Here is a 14,961-nt window from a genome sequence, read left to right on the forward strand (position 1 = left end):
GCATTCCAGGCAGGTTCAGGGGTTGGGCCAGGCGCTGTCCATCGGCCACGGCAGGCTCAGCGGCAGCAGTTCGCCATGCGCCACGCTGACGTCGAGCAGACGCTCGCACGGCAGGCCGCGCGCCCGTGCCAGCAGCAAGCGCATCACACCGGCATGGCCGATCAGCAGCAGCCGTTGCCCCGCATACTCGCGTTGCAATCGCGCCACGGCGGCGAACACACGGCGCCGGAAGTCCACCAGCGGCTCGCCCGCCGGCGGCGTGAACCTGAAGGGATCGGCCCAGAAGCGCCCCAGCGCCTCGGCATCGGTCTGCATCAGCTCGGCGGCGCTGCGGCCTTCCCAGTCGCCGAAATGCAGCTCGCGCAGGTCCGGCTCCAGCCGTAGCGGCAGTGCACGCTGCGCGGCGAGCTGGCCGGCAAACGCGGCGCAGCGTTGCAGCGGCGAGCTGATCAGGGCATCCCACGGGCCCGCGTCATGCAGCGCGGCGTGCATCTGCTGCCAGCCGCGCGCCGTCAGCGCGTCGTCGAGGCTGCCGCGAAAGCCGCCGCCGCGCTCGGTCTCGCCGTGGCGCAGCAGATCGATGCGCAGGCTCACACGGCCCCTTCCGCCACCGCCGCCTCGGCGAAGGTGGCCATCTCGTTGTGCAGCGCGCAGGCCTGCTGCAGCAGCGGCACCGCCAGCGCCGCACCGCTGCCCTCGCCCAGACGCAGGCCGAGGTCCAGCAACGGTTCGGCTTCGAGCGCCTGCAGCACCGCCAGATGGCCCGGCTCGGCGGAGCGATGGGCGAACAGCAGCCACGGCCGGCACGTCGGGTTCAGCCGCACCGCGCAGAGTGCCGCGGCACTGCAGATGAAACCGTCCACCAGCACGGGGATGCCCTGCTGCGCGCAGCCCAGGTAGGCGCCCGCCAGCGCCGCCACTTCGAAGCCGCCGAGCCGGCGCAGCGTTTCCAGCGGTCCGGCGCAGTGATCGGCGTGCAGTCGCAGCGCCGTCTGCACCGCGGCGAGCTTGCGCCGCACGCCGTCGCCATCCAGCCCGGTGCCCGGCCCGACCAGGGTCAGCGGCGAATGCGGCAGCAGCGCTGCGGCCAGCGCGCTGGCACAGGTGGTGTTGCCGATGCCCATCTCGCCGCCGATGAACAGCTGCGCCGCGCCGGCTGCCGCGCGCCGCGCCGTGTCGCGGCCGGCGCCGAGCGCCTGCTGCAGCTGCTGGTCGCTCATCGCCGCCTCGCGGGTGAAGTTGGCGGTGCCCGGCCCCAGACGCAGATGGCTGACACCGGCCAGGTGCAGTGGCTCGACGGTGCCCAGGTCGATCACCTCCAGCGCCGAACCCAGCCGCCGCGCCAGCACCGCCAGTGCCGCGCCGCCACCGACGAAGTTGCGCAGCATCTGCCCGGTCACCGCCTGCGGAAAGGCCGAAACGCCCTCCTCGACCACACCGTGGTCACCGGCGAACACGCTGACATGCACGCGTTCGACCTGCGGCCGCTCACACCCCTGCAGCGCCGCCAGCTGCACCGCCAGCGCCTCCAGCCGGCCGAGCGCACCACGCGGTTTGGTCAGCTGATCCTGTCGCGCCAGCGCGCGCTCGCGCATCACCGCGTCCAGCGGCTGGCATGCTTCCTTCCACCACTCATCCATCACTGCGCTCCTTTGAGAATCATCGGCAAGCCGGCGACCATGAAGGTCACCCGCTCCGCCCGTTCGGCCACGGCCTGGTGCAGCCAGCCGGCTTCGTCCACATAACGCCGGGTCAGCTCGCCCAGTGGCACCACGCCAAGCCCGGTTTCGTTGCTGACCAGGATGACCCGCCCCGGCAGTTCGCCCAGGCATTCGAGGAACGCATCACGCTCCGCGGCGAGGCGCGCCGGGTCCTCCAGCATCAGCAGATTGGTCAGCCACAGGGTCAGGCAGTCGACCAGCAGGCAGCGCTGTGCGCCGGCCTGCTCGCGCAACACCCGGGCCAGCTGCAGCGGCTCCTCGACCAGCGCCCAGTGCGCCGGGCGGCGCTGACGATGGTGGACGATGCGCGCGGCCATCTCGCCGTCCAGCGCCTGGCTGGTGGCGATGTAGGTCACCGCCAGATCGCTGTCGGCAGCCAGCCGCTCGGCCAGACGGCTCTTGCCGGAGCGCGCGCCACCGAGAATCAGTTCGAGCATGTCCGGCCTCCCAGCCCGCAGAGTTCGCGCAGCCGTGCGGTGTCCAGATGCGCCTCGACCAGATCGGCCAGACGCTCGATCTCGCGCTCACGCAGTGCGAGGTAATCTACCGTGTCCACCGTGCCCAGACCGGCCCAGCGCAGCAGCGCGGCGCAGGCGGCCGGGCCCTCGAACAGGCCGTGCAGGTAGGTGCCGAGCACCTGCCCGTCGGCGCTCAGCGCACCATCGTGGCGGCCATCGTCCAGCTCGACCGCGGCGCGCTCGAGCGCCGGCCCCGTGCTGACGCCGGCATGAATCTCGTAGCCGCTGACGGCCTCGCCCTCCAGCGCCAGCCGGCCCTGCACGTTGCGCAGCTGCTTTTCGGCAGCGAGCACGGTGGTGAAGTCGAGCAGGCCCAGCCCGGCGCATTCGCCCGGCGCACCTTCCAGGCCGAGCGGATCGGCGATACGCCTGCCGAGCATCTGCAGCCCGCCGCAGATACCCAGCAGCCGGCCGCCATAACGCAGGTGGCGACGGATCGCCGTCTCCCAGCCGTGGGCACGCAGGAACGCGAGATCGGCGCGCACGCTTTTCGAGCCAGGGAGGATCAGCAGGTCTGCCGGCGGAATCGGCTGGCCGGGACCCACGAATTGCAGATCGACCTGCGGGTGCAGGCGCAGCGGGTCGAAATCGGTGTGGTTGCTGATGCGCGGCAGCACCGGCACCACCACTGTCAGCGTCGTCGCGGCCTTGTCGGTTTGGCGCGTGTCGATGGCATCCTCGGCCTCCAGATGGAAGTCGGTCAGGTACGGCAGCACGCCCAGCACCGGCTTGCCGGTGCGCTGCTCCAGCCAGTCGAGCCCCGGTTGCAGCAGGGCCATATCGCCGCGAAAACGATTGATGACGAAGCCCCGCACCCGCGCCTGCTCGGAAGCCGACAACAGCTCCAGGGTGCCGACCAGATGGGCGAACACCCCGCCGCGGTCGATGTCGGCGATGAGAATCACCGGGCAGTCCACCGCCTCGGCGAAGCCCATGTTGGCGATGTCGCCAGCGCGCAGGTTGATCTCGGCGGGCGAGCCGGCGCCTTCGACCATCACCACGCGATAGGCCGCGGACAAGCGCCGATGCGAGTCGAGTACCGCCTGCATGGCGACGCGCTTGTAGTCGTGATAGGCGGCGGCGTCCATGCTGGCGAACGCGCGGCCGTGGATGATCACCTGGGCGCCGATGTCGCTGTTGGGCTTGAGCAGCACCGGATTCATGTCGCTGTGCGGCGCAAGGTTGGCGGCCTGCGCCTGCACTGCCTGGGCACGGCCGATCTCGCCGCCGTCGGCGGTGACCGCGCTGTTGAGTGCCATGTTCTGCGGCTTGAACGGCGCCACCGCGACGCCCTGGCGGGCCAGCCAGCGGCACAGCGCGGTCACCAGGGTGCTTTTGCCGGCATCGGACGTGGTGCCCTGCACCATCAAGGTGGTCATGGAGAAATCTTCCTCAAGGCGAACTCAAGACGTTGCCAGCCCGCTTCATCGGGCGGCAGGCCGAAGCGCAGGCTCTCCGGCTGGGCGAACAGACGGACCAGAATGCCGCGGCGCGCCAGTTGCTCGTGCAGCCAGGCCGCCCGCGGATCGACGCACCACTGGAACAGCGCGCAGCCGCCCAGCGGCGCCAGCGTGTGCTGGGCCAGCAGCCTGGCAAGTCGCTGGCCATCGGCCTGCAGGCGCTGACGCTGGCGTTGCTGGGCGTCGCCATCGGCGAGCAGCGCGCTGCCAAGCAGGCGCGTCGGGCCGCCGACCGACCAGGGCCCGAGCAGCTCGTCGAGGGCCTCCAGCAGCGCGCGCTCGGCCAGCACGAAGCCCAGCCTCGCGCCGGCCAGGCCGAAGAACTTGCCGACCGAACGCAGCACGATCAGCCCGCTGCGCCCGGCATATCCGGCCAGGCTGTGCTGCGGCGTGCAGTCCATGAACGCCTCGTCGACCACCAGCCAGCCGCCCCGCGCCGCCAGGCTGGCGTGCCAGTGCAGCAGCTGCGCCGCGTCGAACAGCCGGCCGCTGGGGTTGTTCGGATTGATCACCACCAGCACGTCGAGCTGCTCCAGCGCACGCGGCACGCCGGCTTCGCTCAGCTCCATCAGCGCATGGCCTTCGCGCTGCCAGGCGGCGGCGTGTTCGGCGTAACAGGGGGCAACGACACCGACCCGCGCCCGCCGCCGCAGACGCGGCAAGGCCTGGATCGCCGCCTGCGAACCGGCCACCGGCAGCAGGTCGGCGCTGCCGTAGTAGTCCCGCGCCACGGCTGGCAGGTCGTCGTCGGCTTCCGGCAGGCGCGCCCAGGCGCTGACGGGAATGTCCGGCAGGGTCGGCGTGTAGGGCGCCACGCCGGTGGAAAGGTCCAGCCAGTCGGCGGGCGCGATGCCGTACTGGCGCGCCGCCGCGCGCAGGCGTCCGCCGTGCTCAAGCATGCAGCCAGGCTCCAAGCAGCAGCGCCAGCAGCCAGACGCCGACGCCGGCCCAGACCAGATCCAGCGCACGCTCGATATCGCGCGCGCCCGGTGCCCTGCCCTGGCCCAGCACGGGGCGTTCGTGGCGCTCGCCGTGATAGAACGCCGGTCCGCCCAGCTCCACGCCCAGCGCGCCAGCACCGGCAGCCATCACCGGCCCGGCGTTGGGGCTGTCCCATCGCGGCGCCTGGGTGCGCCAACAGTGCAGCGCACGACGGGTCCGGCCGAGCAGCGCATAGGTCAGCGCGGTGAGGCGCGCCGGCAGGTAGTTGAGGCCATCGTCGATCCGCGCCGCCGCCCAGCCGAAGCGCTCGAAGCGCGCGGTGCGATAGCCCCACATGGCATCCAGCGTGTTGCTCAGCCGATAGAGCACCACGCCCGGCGCGCCGGCGACGGCGAACCAGAATAGCGCGGCGAATACCGCATCGCTGCCGTTTTCCAGCACCGACTCGGTGGCCGCGCGGGACACACCGGGCACATCCAGCGCGGTGGTGTCACGGCTGACGATGTGCCCGACGCAGCGCCGCGCCTCCCGCAGGTCGTTGCGCCACAGCGCACGTGCCACCGGCAGCGCATGGGCGCCGAGGCTGCGCAGACCGAGTGCAAGGTAGAGCAGGACAACCTCCACCAGCCAGCCGACGCCCGGCAATCGCGCGAGCAGCCAGGCCAGTGCCGTCAGCGGCAGCACCGCCAGGCACCAGGCGGTCACGCCGTGGCTGCGCCAGCCGCGTCCTTCGGGGCCGTTGAAGCGTCGCTCCAGCGCATCGGCCAGACGGCCGAAGGCCACCAGCGGGTGCGCCCGCTTGGGCTCGCCAAGCAGCGCATCGAGCACGACGCCGGCTAGGCAGCTCAGCGCCAGGCTCATGGCTGCTCGCCCCAGCGGTCCTGATAGAGCAGCTCGGCCAGCGGCCGGCCCTGGGTCCAGCCCTCCAGCTCCAGCATCGGCGCTGGATAGAAGGCGTGCACCGGCCCGAGGCAGAGAATCGCCATCGGCTTGGCGCCGGCCGGCATGCCGAGCAGCTCGGCCAGCGCCTGCGGATCGAACAGCGAGACCCAGCCCAGACCCAGCCCCTCGGCGCGCGCGGCAAGCCAGAGGTTCTGGATCGCGCAGGCCAGCGAGGCGAGGTCCATCTCCGGCAGGGTGCGCCGACCGAACACATGCGTCTCGCGCCCGTCCATCAGCGCCGCGACCAGCAGCTCGGCGCAGTCATGGATGCCCTCGACCTTGAGCCGCAGGAACTCGGCGGAACGCTCGCCCAGCGCCTCGGCGGTGCACTGGCGCTCGGCCTCGACCAGCGCCGCGATGCGTACGCGCAGCTCGGTCGAGGTGATGCGCACGAAGCGCCAGGGTTGCATCAGGCCGACGCTGGGCGCACGGTGCGCGGCCTGCAGCAGCTTGGCCAGCAATTCGGGCGCCACCTCGCCGCCGCTGAAATGGCGCATGTCGCGGCGCTCGGCGATGGCGCGGTAGACGCCGGCGCGTTGTTCGTCGGTGAAGGCGTGTTCGTTCATGGTCGCAACAGGGCCGCGGCCGCCACGGGATCGGACGGCATGTGGAAGTGGATGTAGGAGGCCGTCAGCCGCCCCTGTCGGTAGACGGCTTCGGCGGTCCGCCGGTAGTTCGGGCACTCGCCGCGGGCCAGCGGTTCGAGCGGCGACTCCAGCTCCGAATGATGGAAGGTGTGGCCGCGCAGACGGCCTTCCGGCAGGGCCACTTCCTGCAGCGCCAGGGCGGTCAGGCGCGGGCGCATCCGTGCCTCGCCCGGCAGCAGGCCGAGCATCGGCTCGCGCACGCCGGCGGTGTCGGTCAGTCCGTCGAGCAGGTAGAGCATGCCGCCGCACTCGGCGAGGATCGGCTTGCCGGCCGCGTGGTGCGCGCGGATCGCCTCGGCCATCGGCCGGTTGCGCGAGAGGCCACGCAGGTGCAGTTCCGGATAGCCGCCCGGCAGATAGAGGCTGTCGACGGCCGGCAGGCGGGTGAAGCGCAGCGGCGAGAAGAACAGCAGCACGGCGCCCAGCGCACGCAACAGGTCGAGGTTGGCCTGGTAGAGAAAGGCGAAGGCGGCATCGCGCGCCACGCCGATGCGCACGCCGGCCAGCAGCGGCTCGACGGGCGCGACCTGCGGCGCGGCAAACGTCACCGCTGGCGGCAGTTCGGTATCCGCACTCTGCGCCAGCGCCTCGGCGGCGGCGTCCAGGCGCGCATCCAGATCCGCCAGTTCCTCGGCCTGAACCAGCCCCAGATGGCGGCTCGGCAGCTCCACCTCGGAGCTGCGCGGCAGCGCGCCATACCAGCGCAACGGCGCCGGCAGACTGTCGCGCAGGATTTCGCCGTGCCGCGCACTGCCGACACGGTTGGCCAGCACGCCGGCGAACGGCAGGTCCGCCTGGAAGCTCGCCAGCCCGTGCGCCAGCGCGCCGAAGGTCTGCGCCATCGCCGAGCCGTCGATCACCGCCAGCACCGGCACGCCGAAGCGCCGCGCCAGGTCGGCGGCCGAGGGTGCGCCGTCGAACAGCCCCATCACCCCTTCGATGAGGATCAGGTCGGCCTCGCCCGCGGCCTCCCACAGCAGGCGCCGCGACTGCTCCTCGCCGACCATCCACAGATCGAGCTGATACACCGGCTGGCCGCTGGCGCGCGCGAGGATCATCGGGTCGAGAAAATCCGGCCCGCACTTGAACACCCGCACGCGCCGCCCGGCCTGCGCGTGCAGGCGCGCCAGGGCGGCGGTGACGGTGGTCTTGCCCTGACCGGAGGCCGGCGCGGCGATCAGCAGCGCCGGACAATTTCTGCTATTCATCGCAGCCTCACGGGGCGGGTTGAGTCACGGTGGCTGTAAAGAGCGACATCCACCCTACAGTTCCGAGGCCTGACGTAGGGTGGATGACGCTTCACCCATCCACCGCAAACGCGCTCCGTGAAGGTCTTGAACGCCGGCATCAGAACTCCACGCCCTTCTGCGCCTTCACGCCGGCCTTGAACGCGTGCTTGACCAGGTTCATCTCGGTCACCGTGTCGGCGGCTTCGATCATCCCCGGCAGCGCGCCGCGACCGGTCACCACGACGTGCTGCAGCAGCGGCCGCGCGGCAATGTCGGCGAGCACGCGGTCCAGCTCCAGATAGCCGTACTTCAACGCGATGTTCAGCTCATCGAGCACCACCAGGCCGATGCGTTCGTCGTCGAGCAGCTCGCGGGCCACGGCCCAGGCTTGCTGCGCCTTGGCGATGTCGCGCTGGCGGTCCTGGGTTTCCCAGGTGAAGCCCTCACCCATCACGTGGTAGCGCACCTCGTCGGGAAAGCGGCGGAAGAACGCCTCCTCGCCGGTGCTGGCCGCGCCCTTGATGAACTGCACGATGCCGACCTGCATGCCGTGGCCGAGCGCGCGGGCGACCATGCCGAAGGCCGAGCTGCTCTTGCCCTTGCCGTTACCGCTGTGCACCAGCAGCAGGCCGTATTCGTCCTGCGCCTGGGCGATCTTCTCGTCCACCAGCGCCTTCTTGCGCTGCATGCGCGCGCGGTGCCGCTCGTCACGCGCGTCCATCAGTGCACCTGCCGCAGGCGGTTCAGGCGCAGCGCCGAGACGATGCCGACGTGCAGCACCAGCGCGGTGCCGACGTAGAACGCCAGGTTGCCCAGATGCCGCGGCACGTACTCGGCGATGCGCGGCAGGAAGCCGGCCAGCGTCGGCTCGGGGTAACGTCCGGAGAAGAAGTAAAAACCGCCGCCGGAGAGCAGGTAGGCAACGAAGGCCGCCACCATCAGCGTCGGCACCAGCAGCGCGAGGCTGCGCAGGTCGCCGCGCTGCCAGCCGGCGAACAGCCGCCCGGCCAGCCACAGGCTGCCGTAGGCCGGCACCAGCGCCCAGTAGGCGGGCGACAGGCACCAGTCGCTGATGGTGCCGCTGGCCAGGGAGGCGAAGTCCAGCACGGAGGCTTCGGCGAACAACAGCGCGAACATCGCGCGCGGGCGCAGGTAGAAGCCGGCGAGGAAGAAGATCGACCAGCTGGCGCTGGGCAGGTTCTCGACGCTGGCGAAGTGCTGGCCGCGGGTCATGGCCAGCAGCAGGATCAGCGCGACGCCGATTGCCAGTTGAGCGCGGGTGGAAAGGACGTGCATGCGGTGCTCCTCGGGTGGGGGGTTCAGATCGCCTGGTAGCGGACGGTGAAGTACACCGCGCGGCCGGGCTGTTCGTAGGTCTGGGTGGTTTCGTAGTCGCGGTCGAACAGGTTCGCCAGCTTGAACTGCAGGCGCCAGGCGTCGTCGACGCGGTATTCGCTGCGCAGGTCCACCAGCGCGTAGCCGGGCATGCGCGTGTCGTCGGCGTTGCTGGCCTTGTCGAAGCGCTCGCTGGACGCATACAGCGAGGCGCCCAGGCCGATGGCGCCGAACTGGCGATCGACATCGAGGTTGAACTGGCGCTTGGCGCGGCGCTGCAGCAGGTGACCATGGTTGGCCTTGCTGCGGTCCTGCGGGTCCATGACGGTCAGGTTGGCGGCCACCTCCCAGCCAGCCAGCACCGTGGCGACGCTGGTCTCGATGCCGCGGATGCGCGCCACGTCGACGTTCTCCGGGCGCATGGGACTGGTGCCGGCCCAGACAATCAGGTCCTCGATCTGGTTTTCGTAGGCGTTGACGCTCCACTCGCCCCAGCCGTGGTTGCCGCGGATGCCCAGCTCGTAGCTTTGCGACTCCTCCGGCTTGACGTCCGGGTTGCCGGTGGTAAAGGCGCTGGCCGGGTAGTACAGATCGTTGAAAGTCGGCGCGCGGTAGGCGGTGCCGTAGGCAGCGGTGAGCGTCAGCGCCTCGCTCAGCTCGAAGCTGTAGCCGAGGCTGCCGGTATCGTGGGAGCCGAAGAACTCGTCCTTGTCGCGGCGCAGGCCGGCCTGCACGCCGTGCCGGCCGAAGGCAGCCTGATACTGGACGAAGTAGCCGCGGTTGTAGCGGCTGTCCTCGGCGTAGGCGTCGCTGCTGTCGATGCGGTCCTGCTGGTAGTCCATGCCGAGGCTCAGCACCTGCGCCTCGCCGACATGGAAATCGTTTTGCCAGCTCAGGCTGTCGCGGCGGGTATCGAAGCGCGAGTAGAAAGCGCCATCCTGGAAGTTGTCGCTCAGGTCCTCGCTGTGCCCGGCCTGCAGGGTGACGTCCCAGAAGGTCAGCGGCGAAAAGCGCGCGCGGCCGCTGAGTGCCTGCAGGGAGCCGTCGCTGTAGGCATCGCGGCCGCTGGTGCCGCGCGTCGAGCGGGTGTCGAAGTCGCTGTGGTTCTCACTCTGCAGCCAGCTGCCGTCGAGCTCCAGGCCGTTGGCGAAGCGATAGCCAGCGCGCAGCTGCGCGGACAGCTCGCGGTAGCCGTCGGCGTCCGGCTCGTAGGCGTCGGGTGCGCTGGCGCGCCAGGCACGGGCGTTGATGCCATCGGTGGACTCGCTGGCCACGCCGAGGTTGAACCAGCCGTTGCCCTGACCGCCAGACAGCCCGGCCGAGCCGCTGTAACTCGAACGCGAACCGGCGCCCGCCGAGAAGTACGGTTTGACGCCGGCGTCGCCGCCGCGGCGGGTGAAAATCTGGATCACCCCGCCCATCGCCTCCGAGCCGTACAGGCTGGAGCGCGGCCCGCGGACGATCTCGATGCGCTCGATCTGCTCGACCGGGATGCTCTGCAGCGCAGCGCTGCCGGACGTTGCCGAGCCGACACGGATACCGTCGATCAGCACCAGCACGTGCTTGTCGCTGGTGCCACGAATCGACACCGAGGTGCTCTTGCCGCGTCCACCATTGCTGGTGACGCTGACGCCGGCCAGGCGCTGCAGCAGCTCCGGCACGCTGCCGGCCTGCTGGCGCTCGATCTGCTCGCGGGTGATGACGCTGCTGGCCGCGATAGCCACCGGCGAGGCACCGGTCCGGCTGGCAGTAATCACCTGCTCGCCGAGCAACAGGGCGCCCTCGTGGGCCAGAGCAACGGAAGGCACGCCCAGCAGGACGGCCGCTAGGGAAAGGGAGTTGCGCATTGGATCAGGGTTCTCCGTCGTGCCCACCCGCACGACCAAAAGTCGCTGGAGACAGACGGCAGAACCCGCAGAAGGAGGCACCGGAAGGTACGCACCCGCTCAGCGCCCGCCGCACTGTCAGTGAAATGCGACAGGCCGGTCTCCGGGCTTGCGAGCGGATGCCTGGCATCCCGAAACCGCGCCTTCCCGTGCGTGAGCACAGTGGCCGTTGCGGTTTCTCGACTCGCCTACCGTTGCGGGGGCAGCGCCGGAATCGTCATTGCGACTGGACCGGCTTCCCTGTTTCACCTCCTGACCAAGTCAGGGGGCACCTGAAGCGAAGCGCAGGTTAGTCCAAGGCCGGAAGGGACGCAATCGCGAACATGTCGCAGTCAGCAGCAAACTCTGCTTGCAGATTGCCCGCATCGGCCTGGAACGGCGGACGGCGAACGGCTTCGAATGCCACAATGCCCTCCATTCGCCAGGACCGACGACAGCGCCCCATGACCAGCATCGTGCAGATCTCCGACACCCACTTCGGCACCGAACAGCCCGCGGTGGTCGAGGCCCTCGAACAGCATGTACGCGAGCATCGCGCCGATCTGCTGGTGTTCTCCGGCGACATCACCCAGCGCGCACGCCGCGCCCAGTTCGCCGCGGCGCAGGCCATGGTGCGGCGGCTGGAGGCCGACGGCGTGGGCCGCAGCCTGGTGATCCCGGGTAATCACGACATCCCGCTGTACAACCTCGCGGCGCGCCTGTTCAGTCCCTACGGCAATTACCGTCGCTACTTCGGCGAGCAGTTGGAACCGGTGCTCGAGGACGAGCGGATGCTGGTGATCGGGCTGAACACCACTCATCCACGGCGGCACAAGGACGGTCGCGTCACCCCGCGTCAGGTGGACGCCGTGGCGCGACGGCTGGCCGCCAGCGACCCGGCCAAGCTGCGCATCGTGGTGGCGCATCAGCCGTTCGGCGCGATGGTGGAAAGCGACCTGCGCAACCTGCAGCACGGCGCCGCACCTGCGCTGCAATGCTGGGCCGAACACGGACTGGATCTGGTGATGGGCGGGCACATCCACCTGCCCTACGTGCTACCGCTGTCCCGGCAGTATCCGGACCTGGCCCGGGAAATCTGGATGGTGCAGGCCGGCACCACGCTGTCGACACGCCTGCGCGGCACCTCGCCGAACTCGCTGAACCGGCTGAAGCTGCAGGCGGGAGCCGAGAAAGCGGTCTGCGTCGAACGCTGGGATTTCTCCGACGGGCGCTTCGTACCCGCTTCGCACTTCACCCTGGGCTGGTAAGCCGCGTCACGGATTGCGCGCCAGTCGCTCCTCCTCGAGGACGCGCTTGGCACCGAGATAGGTCTTGGCCCAGTAGCGGTTGCCCAGGCTATCGAGGCGGACCGTGCCGCCAGACGACGGCGCATGAACGAAGCGCCCTTCGCCGACGTAGATAGCGGCATGACTGACGCGGCGCCCGCCATCGGTGGCGAAGAACAGCAGATCGCCGGCCTGCAGCGCGTCACGCCCGACATTGGCCGAGCGCATGCGGCTCATCTCCACGGTGGTTCGCGGCAGCGCCACGCCCGCCGCGCCACGGTAGACGTAGCCGATCAGGCCGCTGCAATCGAAGCCGCTATCGGGTGTGTTGCCGCCGTAGCGATAAGGCGTACCGACCAGCCCGAGTGCGCTGAACAGCACATCCTCGGCCACCGGCGAGGTGCCTTGCACGGATGGCGCGGTGATTTCGGGAGTGGGCGCACGACCGGCGCAGGCAGTCAGCAGCGCGGTCAGGACAAGCAGCGAGAGGCGAGCCGGAAAGGGCATGGCAGAGCGATCCTGGCGGTCGAAGTGTCACTCTGCCGGCACGCGGGGCGTTGCGCAACCCCACGGCAAGGTCGGTCGATCAGTTATGTGCGGTGGTGTGTTCCGCCGGCGCGAGTGCCAATACCCGCTTGGCCTCCATGTAGCTGGCCCGCCAGTACTTGTCGTCCAGGCTGTCGACCCGCACGCCGCCGCTGCGGCTGCTGGAGGAATGGATGAAGCGGTCGTCGCCGATGTAGATGCCGGCGTGGGTGACGCGGCCGCGGCCCCGGTTGTTGAAGAACACCACGTCGCCCGGTTCCAGCTCGCTGCGCTTGACCACCGGCGCGTCGAGGTTGATCAGCTCGCGGGTCGAACGCGGCAGCTCGAGCCCGGCTTCCTTGCGGAACAGGAAACCGACGAAGCCGCTGCAATCGAAGCCGGTTTTCACCGAGTTGCCGCCGTAACGATACGGCGTGCCAACCAGGGTGAAACCGCGTTCGAGGATGCTGTCGGCCAGTTGTGGCAGCTGGTAGGCGGTGTCGTCGGAAAATTCCTGCTCGCCCGGTTCGACGGTGTCGAAGTCGATGGCAGCCTGATCGAAAACCTGGCCGCTCGGGGCAGAAGTGTAGGCGGTGTCCGGCTGGGTCTGCTGACCGGCGCAGGCCGTCAGCAGGGCGATGAGTGCGAGAGGCACGAGGGGTGCGAAGCGTTTGCGCATGGGCACGACCGTGTCGGGGAAATTGAAAGTGCCGGCGACTATGCCTTCAATCGCCTCGATGCGCAAATTCAATTGCCCGAAATGTGACGAATCCGCTGCGGCAAAACGTCTGACCGCCCCTCGCCAAAAAGCCGGCCGTCAGCCGCTGGAAAACGCATCGTTTTCCGCCGTGGCACGCGCCGCGAATGCCTGGCAGCAGCGCTTGCACGTCCGCATCCGCGTTCAGCCCAGAGCGGGCGCCAGCAGAATGGAATACCCCAGCGCCAGCAACGGCCAACCAACTAGCGGCCCCAGCAGCCAGCGCCACAGCCACAAGCGCGGCACGAAACCGACCCCATGCACGAACCCGGCGCTGACGCCCCACATCACCAGCATCAGCTGCGGATGGCTATAACCGCCCTGCCCGTCCAGCATCGCGGCCGGATGAATCAACAGCACCAGCGCCAGCGGCGCGGCCAGCAGCAACGACAGCGTGCGACTGGCCGTCCCGTAGAGCCGTCCGGCGCCCACGTTGGTCACGGCTCGGCATCCAGGTCCTGCGTGGCTTCCAGCCAGAGCGCATTGATGATGCCGAAGCTGCACGCCAGCAACACACCGAGAATCCAGGTGAAGTACCACATCGTCATTTCTCCCAGGCGAAGCGGGCGCGACGGCCCGCTCGCGCGTTTTCAATATAGGCCGTGAGGGTTCGCTTCGATCGTCTTCTGATTGATCCGGCCCCACATGCGGATGTAGCTCCACAGCGTGTAGCAAAGGATCAGCGGCACGAAGATGCAGGCCACGACAAACATGATGCCCAGCGTCTTGCGGCTCGACACGGCGTCCCACATGGTCAGGCTCGATGCCGGATCCAGGCTCGACGGAAAGACGAAGGGAAACAGCGCGAAGCCCCCGGTGCAGATGGCTCCGACGATCATCAGGCTGGTGCCGAGGAAGCTCAGCCCGCCACTGTTGCGGCTCGCACCGAACAGCGCCAGCAGCGCCCCGAGGATGCCGGCCAGCGGCGCGATCAGCGTGATCGGATAGCGACCGTAGTTGCCCAGCCAGCCGGCATTGTCCTGCGCCACCTGCTTGTGCAGCAGCGGATTGAGCGCCGCGCCGGGATCGGTGATCGACACCTGGGTGAAGCCCTGGATGCCCAGCGCCAGCCAAACTCCGGCGGCGACGAAGCCGAGCAGGAACACCAGCGCGCACAGGCGCGTCGCCTGGCGCGAACGCTCGCCCAGCGCGCCATCGGTGCGCAGCATCAGCCAGGCCCCGCCATGCGCGCAAAGCATGCTCAGACTGACGATGCCGCACAGCAGCGCGAAGGGATTGAGTAGCGCGAAGAACGAGCCGTGGTAGCTGGAGCGCATCAGCTCGTCGAGCTGGAACGGCAGGCCGAGGAACAGGTTGCCGAACGCCACACCGAACACCAGCGCCGGCACCGCGCCGCCGACGAACAGCGCCCAGTCCCAGGCACTGCGCCAGCGTGGATCTTCGACCTTGCTGCGGTAGTCGAAGCCCACCGGCCGGCAGAACAGTGCGAACAGCACCAGCAGCATCGCCCAGTACAACCCGGAGAATGCCACCGCATAGACCATCGGCCAGGCGGCGAATAGCGCGCCGCCGGCGGTGATGAACCACACCTGGTTGCCATCCCAGTGCGGCGCGATGGTGTTGATCGCCGCGCGCCGCTCGTGGTCGGTCTTGCCGACGAAGGGCATCAGCGCCATGGCGCCCATATCGAAGCCATCGGTGAGAGCGAAGCCGATCAGCAGCACGCCGATCAGCACCCACCAGACCAGCTTGAGTACTTCGTAATCGAACATG

The 14,961-nt window shown here is 69.4% G+C and carries 17 protein-coding genes and 1 riboswitch; of the genes, 1 reads left to right on the top strand and 16 read right to left on the bottom strand.

All coding sequences use genetic code 11. The features are described 5' to 3' along the window. Positions 1-15: 15 nt before the first annotated feature. From cobC to btuB, 11 genes are all read right to left on the bottom strand, one after another. Positions 16-594 carry an alpha-ribazole phosphatase family protein gene (gene cobC / locus NAV27_RS03535; protein ID WP_102827353.1) on the bottom strand — a complete coding sequence of 193 codons (579 nt, stop codon included), beginning with the start codon at positions 592-594 and terminating at the stop codon, positions 16-18. Continuing rightward, complete coding sequence (gene cobT, locus NAV27_RS03540; RefSeq protein ID WP_102827354.1) at positions 591-1,640, bottom strand: nicotinate-nucleotide--dimethylbenzimidazole phosphoribosyltransferase; 1,050 nt, start codon at positions 1,638-1,640, stop codon at positions 591-593. Before cobT ends, cobC begins: the two co-directional genes overlap by 4 nt. After that, positions 1,640-2,158: a bifunctional adenosylcobinamide kinase/adenosylcobinamide-phosphate guanylyltransferase gene (gene cobU, locus NAV27_RS03545; RefSeq protein WP_102827355.1), complete on the bottom strand. Its 519-nt coding sequence runs from the start codon at positions 2,156-2,158 to the stop codon at positions 1,640-1,642. Before cobU ends, cobT begins: the two co-directional genes overlap by 1 nt. Further along, positions 2,146-3,618, bottom strand: a complete 1,473-nt coding sequence (locus tag NAV27_RS03550; protein ID WP_102827356.1) for a cobyric acid synthase — start codon at positions 3,616-3,618, stop codon at positions 2,146-2,148. Before NAV27_RS03550 ends, cobU begins: the two co-directional genes overlap by 13 nt. Next, a complete protein-coding gene (cobD, locus tag NAV27_RS03555; RefSeq protein WP_102827357.1) occupies positions 3,615-4,598 on the bottom strand; it encodes a threonine-phosphate decarboxylase CobD in 984 nt (327 codons plus the stop codon). The genes NAV27_RS03550 and cobD overlap by 4 nt, the downstream gene beginning before the upstream one ends. Continuing rightward, the gene (gene cbiB, locus NAV27_RS03560; protein WP_102827358.1) at positions 4,591-5,502 is read right to left on the bottom strand and encodes an adenosylcobinamide-phosphate synthase CbiB; all 912 of its coding nucleotides are present in this window, start codon (positions 5,500-5,502) and stop codon (positions 4,591-4,593) included. The genes cobD and cbiB overlap by 8 nt, the downstream gene beginning before the upstream one ends. Next, a complete protein-coding gene (bluB, locus tag NAV27_RS03565) occupies positions 5,499-6,149 on the bottom strand; it encodes a 5,6-dimethylbenzimidazole synthase (protein ID WP_102827359.1) in 651 nt (216 codons plus the stop codon). The genes cbiB and bluB overlap by 4 nt, the downstream gene beginning before the upstream one ends. Further along, the gene (locus NAV27_RS03570) at positions 6,146-7,438 is read right to left on the bottom strand and encodes a cobyrinic acid a,c-diamide synthase CobB (protein WP_102827360.1); all 1,293 of its coding nucleotides are present in this window, start codon (positions 7,436-7,438) and stop codon (positions 6,146-6,148) included. The genes bluB and NAV27_RS03570 overlap by 4 nt, the downstream gene beginning before the upstream one ends. Before the next feature lie 139 nt (positions 7,439-7,577). After that, positions 7,578-8,180, bottom strand: coding sequence for a cob(I)yrinic acid a,c-diamide adenosyltransferase (gene cobO, locus NAV27_RS03575; protein WP_102827361.1), 603 nt, complete (start codon positions 8,178-8,180; stop codon positions 7,578-7,580). After that, complete coding sequence (locus NAV27_RS03580) at positions 8,180-8,755, bottom strand: hypothetical protein (RefSeq protein ID WP_102827362.1); 576 nt, start codon at positions 8,753-8,755, stop codon at positions 8,180-8,182. The genes cobO and NAV27_RS03580 overlap by 1 nt, the downstream gene beginning before the upstream one ends. Positions 8,756-8,778: 23 nt before the next feature. Continuing rightward, a complete protein-coding gene (gene btuB, locus NAV27_RS03585) occupies positions 8,779-10,641 on the bottom strand; it encodes a TonB-dependent vitamin B12 receptor (RefSeq protein ID WP_102827363.1) in 1,863 nt (620 codons plus the stop codon). A gap of 116 nt (positions 10,642-10,757) precedes the next feature. Next, positions 10,758-10,971, bottom strand: a riboswitch (cobalamin riboswitch). Positions 10,972-11,123: 152 nt separating this feature from the next. Between btuB and NAV27_RS03590 the strand changes: the two genes are divergently transcribed. Beyond that, a complete protein-coding gene (locus tag NAV27_RS03590) occupies positions 11,124-11,927 on the top strand; it encodes a metallophosphoesterase family protein (RefSeq protein WP_102827364.1) in 804 nt (267 codons plus the stop codon). A gap of 6 nt (positions 11,928-11,933) precedes the next feature. Here the strand turns inward: NAV27_RS03590 and NAV27_RS03595 are convergent, their stop codons facing one another. From NAV27_RS03595 to cydB, 5 genes are all read right to left on the bottom strand, one after another. Continuing rightward, complete coding sequence (locus NAV27_RS03595) at positions 11,934-12,452, bottom strand: C40 family peptidase (RefSeq protein WP_102827365.1); 519 nt, start codon at positions 12,450-12,452, stop codon at positions 11,934-11,936. A 79-nt stretch (positions 12,453-12,531) separates the two neighbouring features. Beyond that, positions 12,532-13,149 (bottom strand): C40 family peptidase, encoded by a 618-nt coding sequence (locus NAV27_RS03600; RefSeq protein ID WP_102827733.1) that lies wholly within the window; start codon positions 13,147-13,149, stop codon positions 12,532-12,534. A gap of 222 nt (positions 13,150-13,371) precedes the next feature. Beyond that, positions 13,372-13,668 (bottom strand): cyd operon YbgE family protein, encoded by a 297-nt coding sequence (locus NAV27_RS03605; RefSeq protein ID WP_008568189.1) that lies wholly within the window; start codon positions 13,666-13,668, stop codon positions 13,372-13,374. After that, a complete protein-coding gene (cydX, locus tag NAV27_RS03610) occupies positions 13,665-13,769 on the bottom strand; it encodes a cytochrome bd-I oxidase subunit CydX (RefSeq protein WP_003292563.1) in 105 nt (34 codons plus the stop codon). Before cydX ends, NAV27_RS03605 begins: the two co-directional genes overlap by 4 nt. Positions 13,770-13,817: 48 nt before the next feature. Further along, the gene (gene cydB, locus NAV27_RS03615) at positions 13,818-14,960 is read right to left on the bottom strand and encodes a cytochrome d ubiquinol oxidase subunit II (protein ID WP_102827366.1); all 1,143 of its coding nucleotides are present in this window, start codon (positions 14,958-14,960) and stop codon (positions 13,818-13,820) included. Between the last annotated feature and the right edge of the window lies 1 nt (position 14,961).

Origin of the sequence: Stutzerimonas degradans (genome assembly GCF_024448505.1) — a bacterium.
Classification (GTDB): domain Bacteria; phylum Pseudomonadota; class Gammaproteobacteria; order Pseudomonadales; family Pseudomonadaceae; genus Stutzerimonas; species Stutzerimonas degradans.

Coding starts and splice junctions, on each gene's coding strand:
- NAV27_RS03580 (WP_102827362.1), bottom strand. CDS start 8,755: ATGCACGTCCTTTCCACCCGCGCTCAACTGGCAATCGGCGTCGCGCTG.
- NAV27_RS03570 (WP_102827360.1), bottom strand. CDS start 7,438: ATGAATAGCAGAAATTGTCCGGCGCTGCTGATCGCCGCGCCGGCCTCC.
- cobD (WP_102827357.1), bottom strand. CDS start 4,598: ATGCTTGAGCACGGCGGACGCCTGCGCGCGGCGGCGCGCCAGTACGGC.
- cbiB (WP_102827358.1), bottom strand. CDS start 5,502: ATGAGCCTGGCGCTGAGCTGCCTAGCCGGCGTCGTGCTCGATGCGCTG.
- cydX (WP_003292563.1), bottom strand. CDS start 13,769: ATGTGGTACTTCACCTGGATTCTCGGTGTGTTGCTGGCGTGCAGCTTC.
- NAV27_RS03550 (WP_102827356.1), bottom strand. CDS start 3,618: ATGACCACCTTGATGGTGCAGGGCACCACGTCCGATGCCGGCAAAAGC.
- NAV27_RS03600 (WP_102827733.1), bottom strand. CDS start 13,149: ATGCGCAAACGCTTCGCACCCCTCGTGCCTCTCGCACTCATCGCCCTG.
- cydB (WP_102827366.1), bottom strand. CDS start 14,960: ATGTTCGATTACGAAGTACTCAAGCTGGTCTGGTGGGTGCTGATCGGC.
- cobO (WP_102827361.1), bottom strand. CDS start 8,180: ATGGACGCGCGTGACGAGCGGCACCGCGCGCGCATGCAGCGCAAGAAG.
- bluB (WP_102827359.1), bottom strand. CDS start 6,149: ATGAACGAACACGCCTTCACCGACGAACAACGCGCCGGCGTCTACCGC.
- cobU (WP_102827355.1), bottom strand. CDS start 2,158: ATGCTCGAACTGATTCTCGGTGGCGCGCGCTCCGGCAAGAGCCGTCTG.
- NAV27_RS03590 (WP_102827364.1), top strand. CDS start 11,124: ATGACCAGCATCGTGCAGATCTCCGACACCCACTTCGGCACCGAACAG.
- btuB (WP_102827363.1), bottom strand. CDS start 10,641: ATGCGCAACTCCCTTTCCCTAGCGGCCGTCCTGCTGGGCGTGCCTTCC.
- cobT (WP_102827354.1), bottom strand. CDS start 1,640: ATGGATGAGTGGTGGAAGGAAGCATGCCAGCCGCTGGACGCGGTGATG.
- NAV27_RS03595 (WP_102827365.1), bottom strand. CDS start 12,452: ATGCCCTTTCCGGCTCGCCTCTCGCTGCTTGTCCTGACCGCGCTGCTG.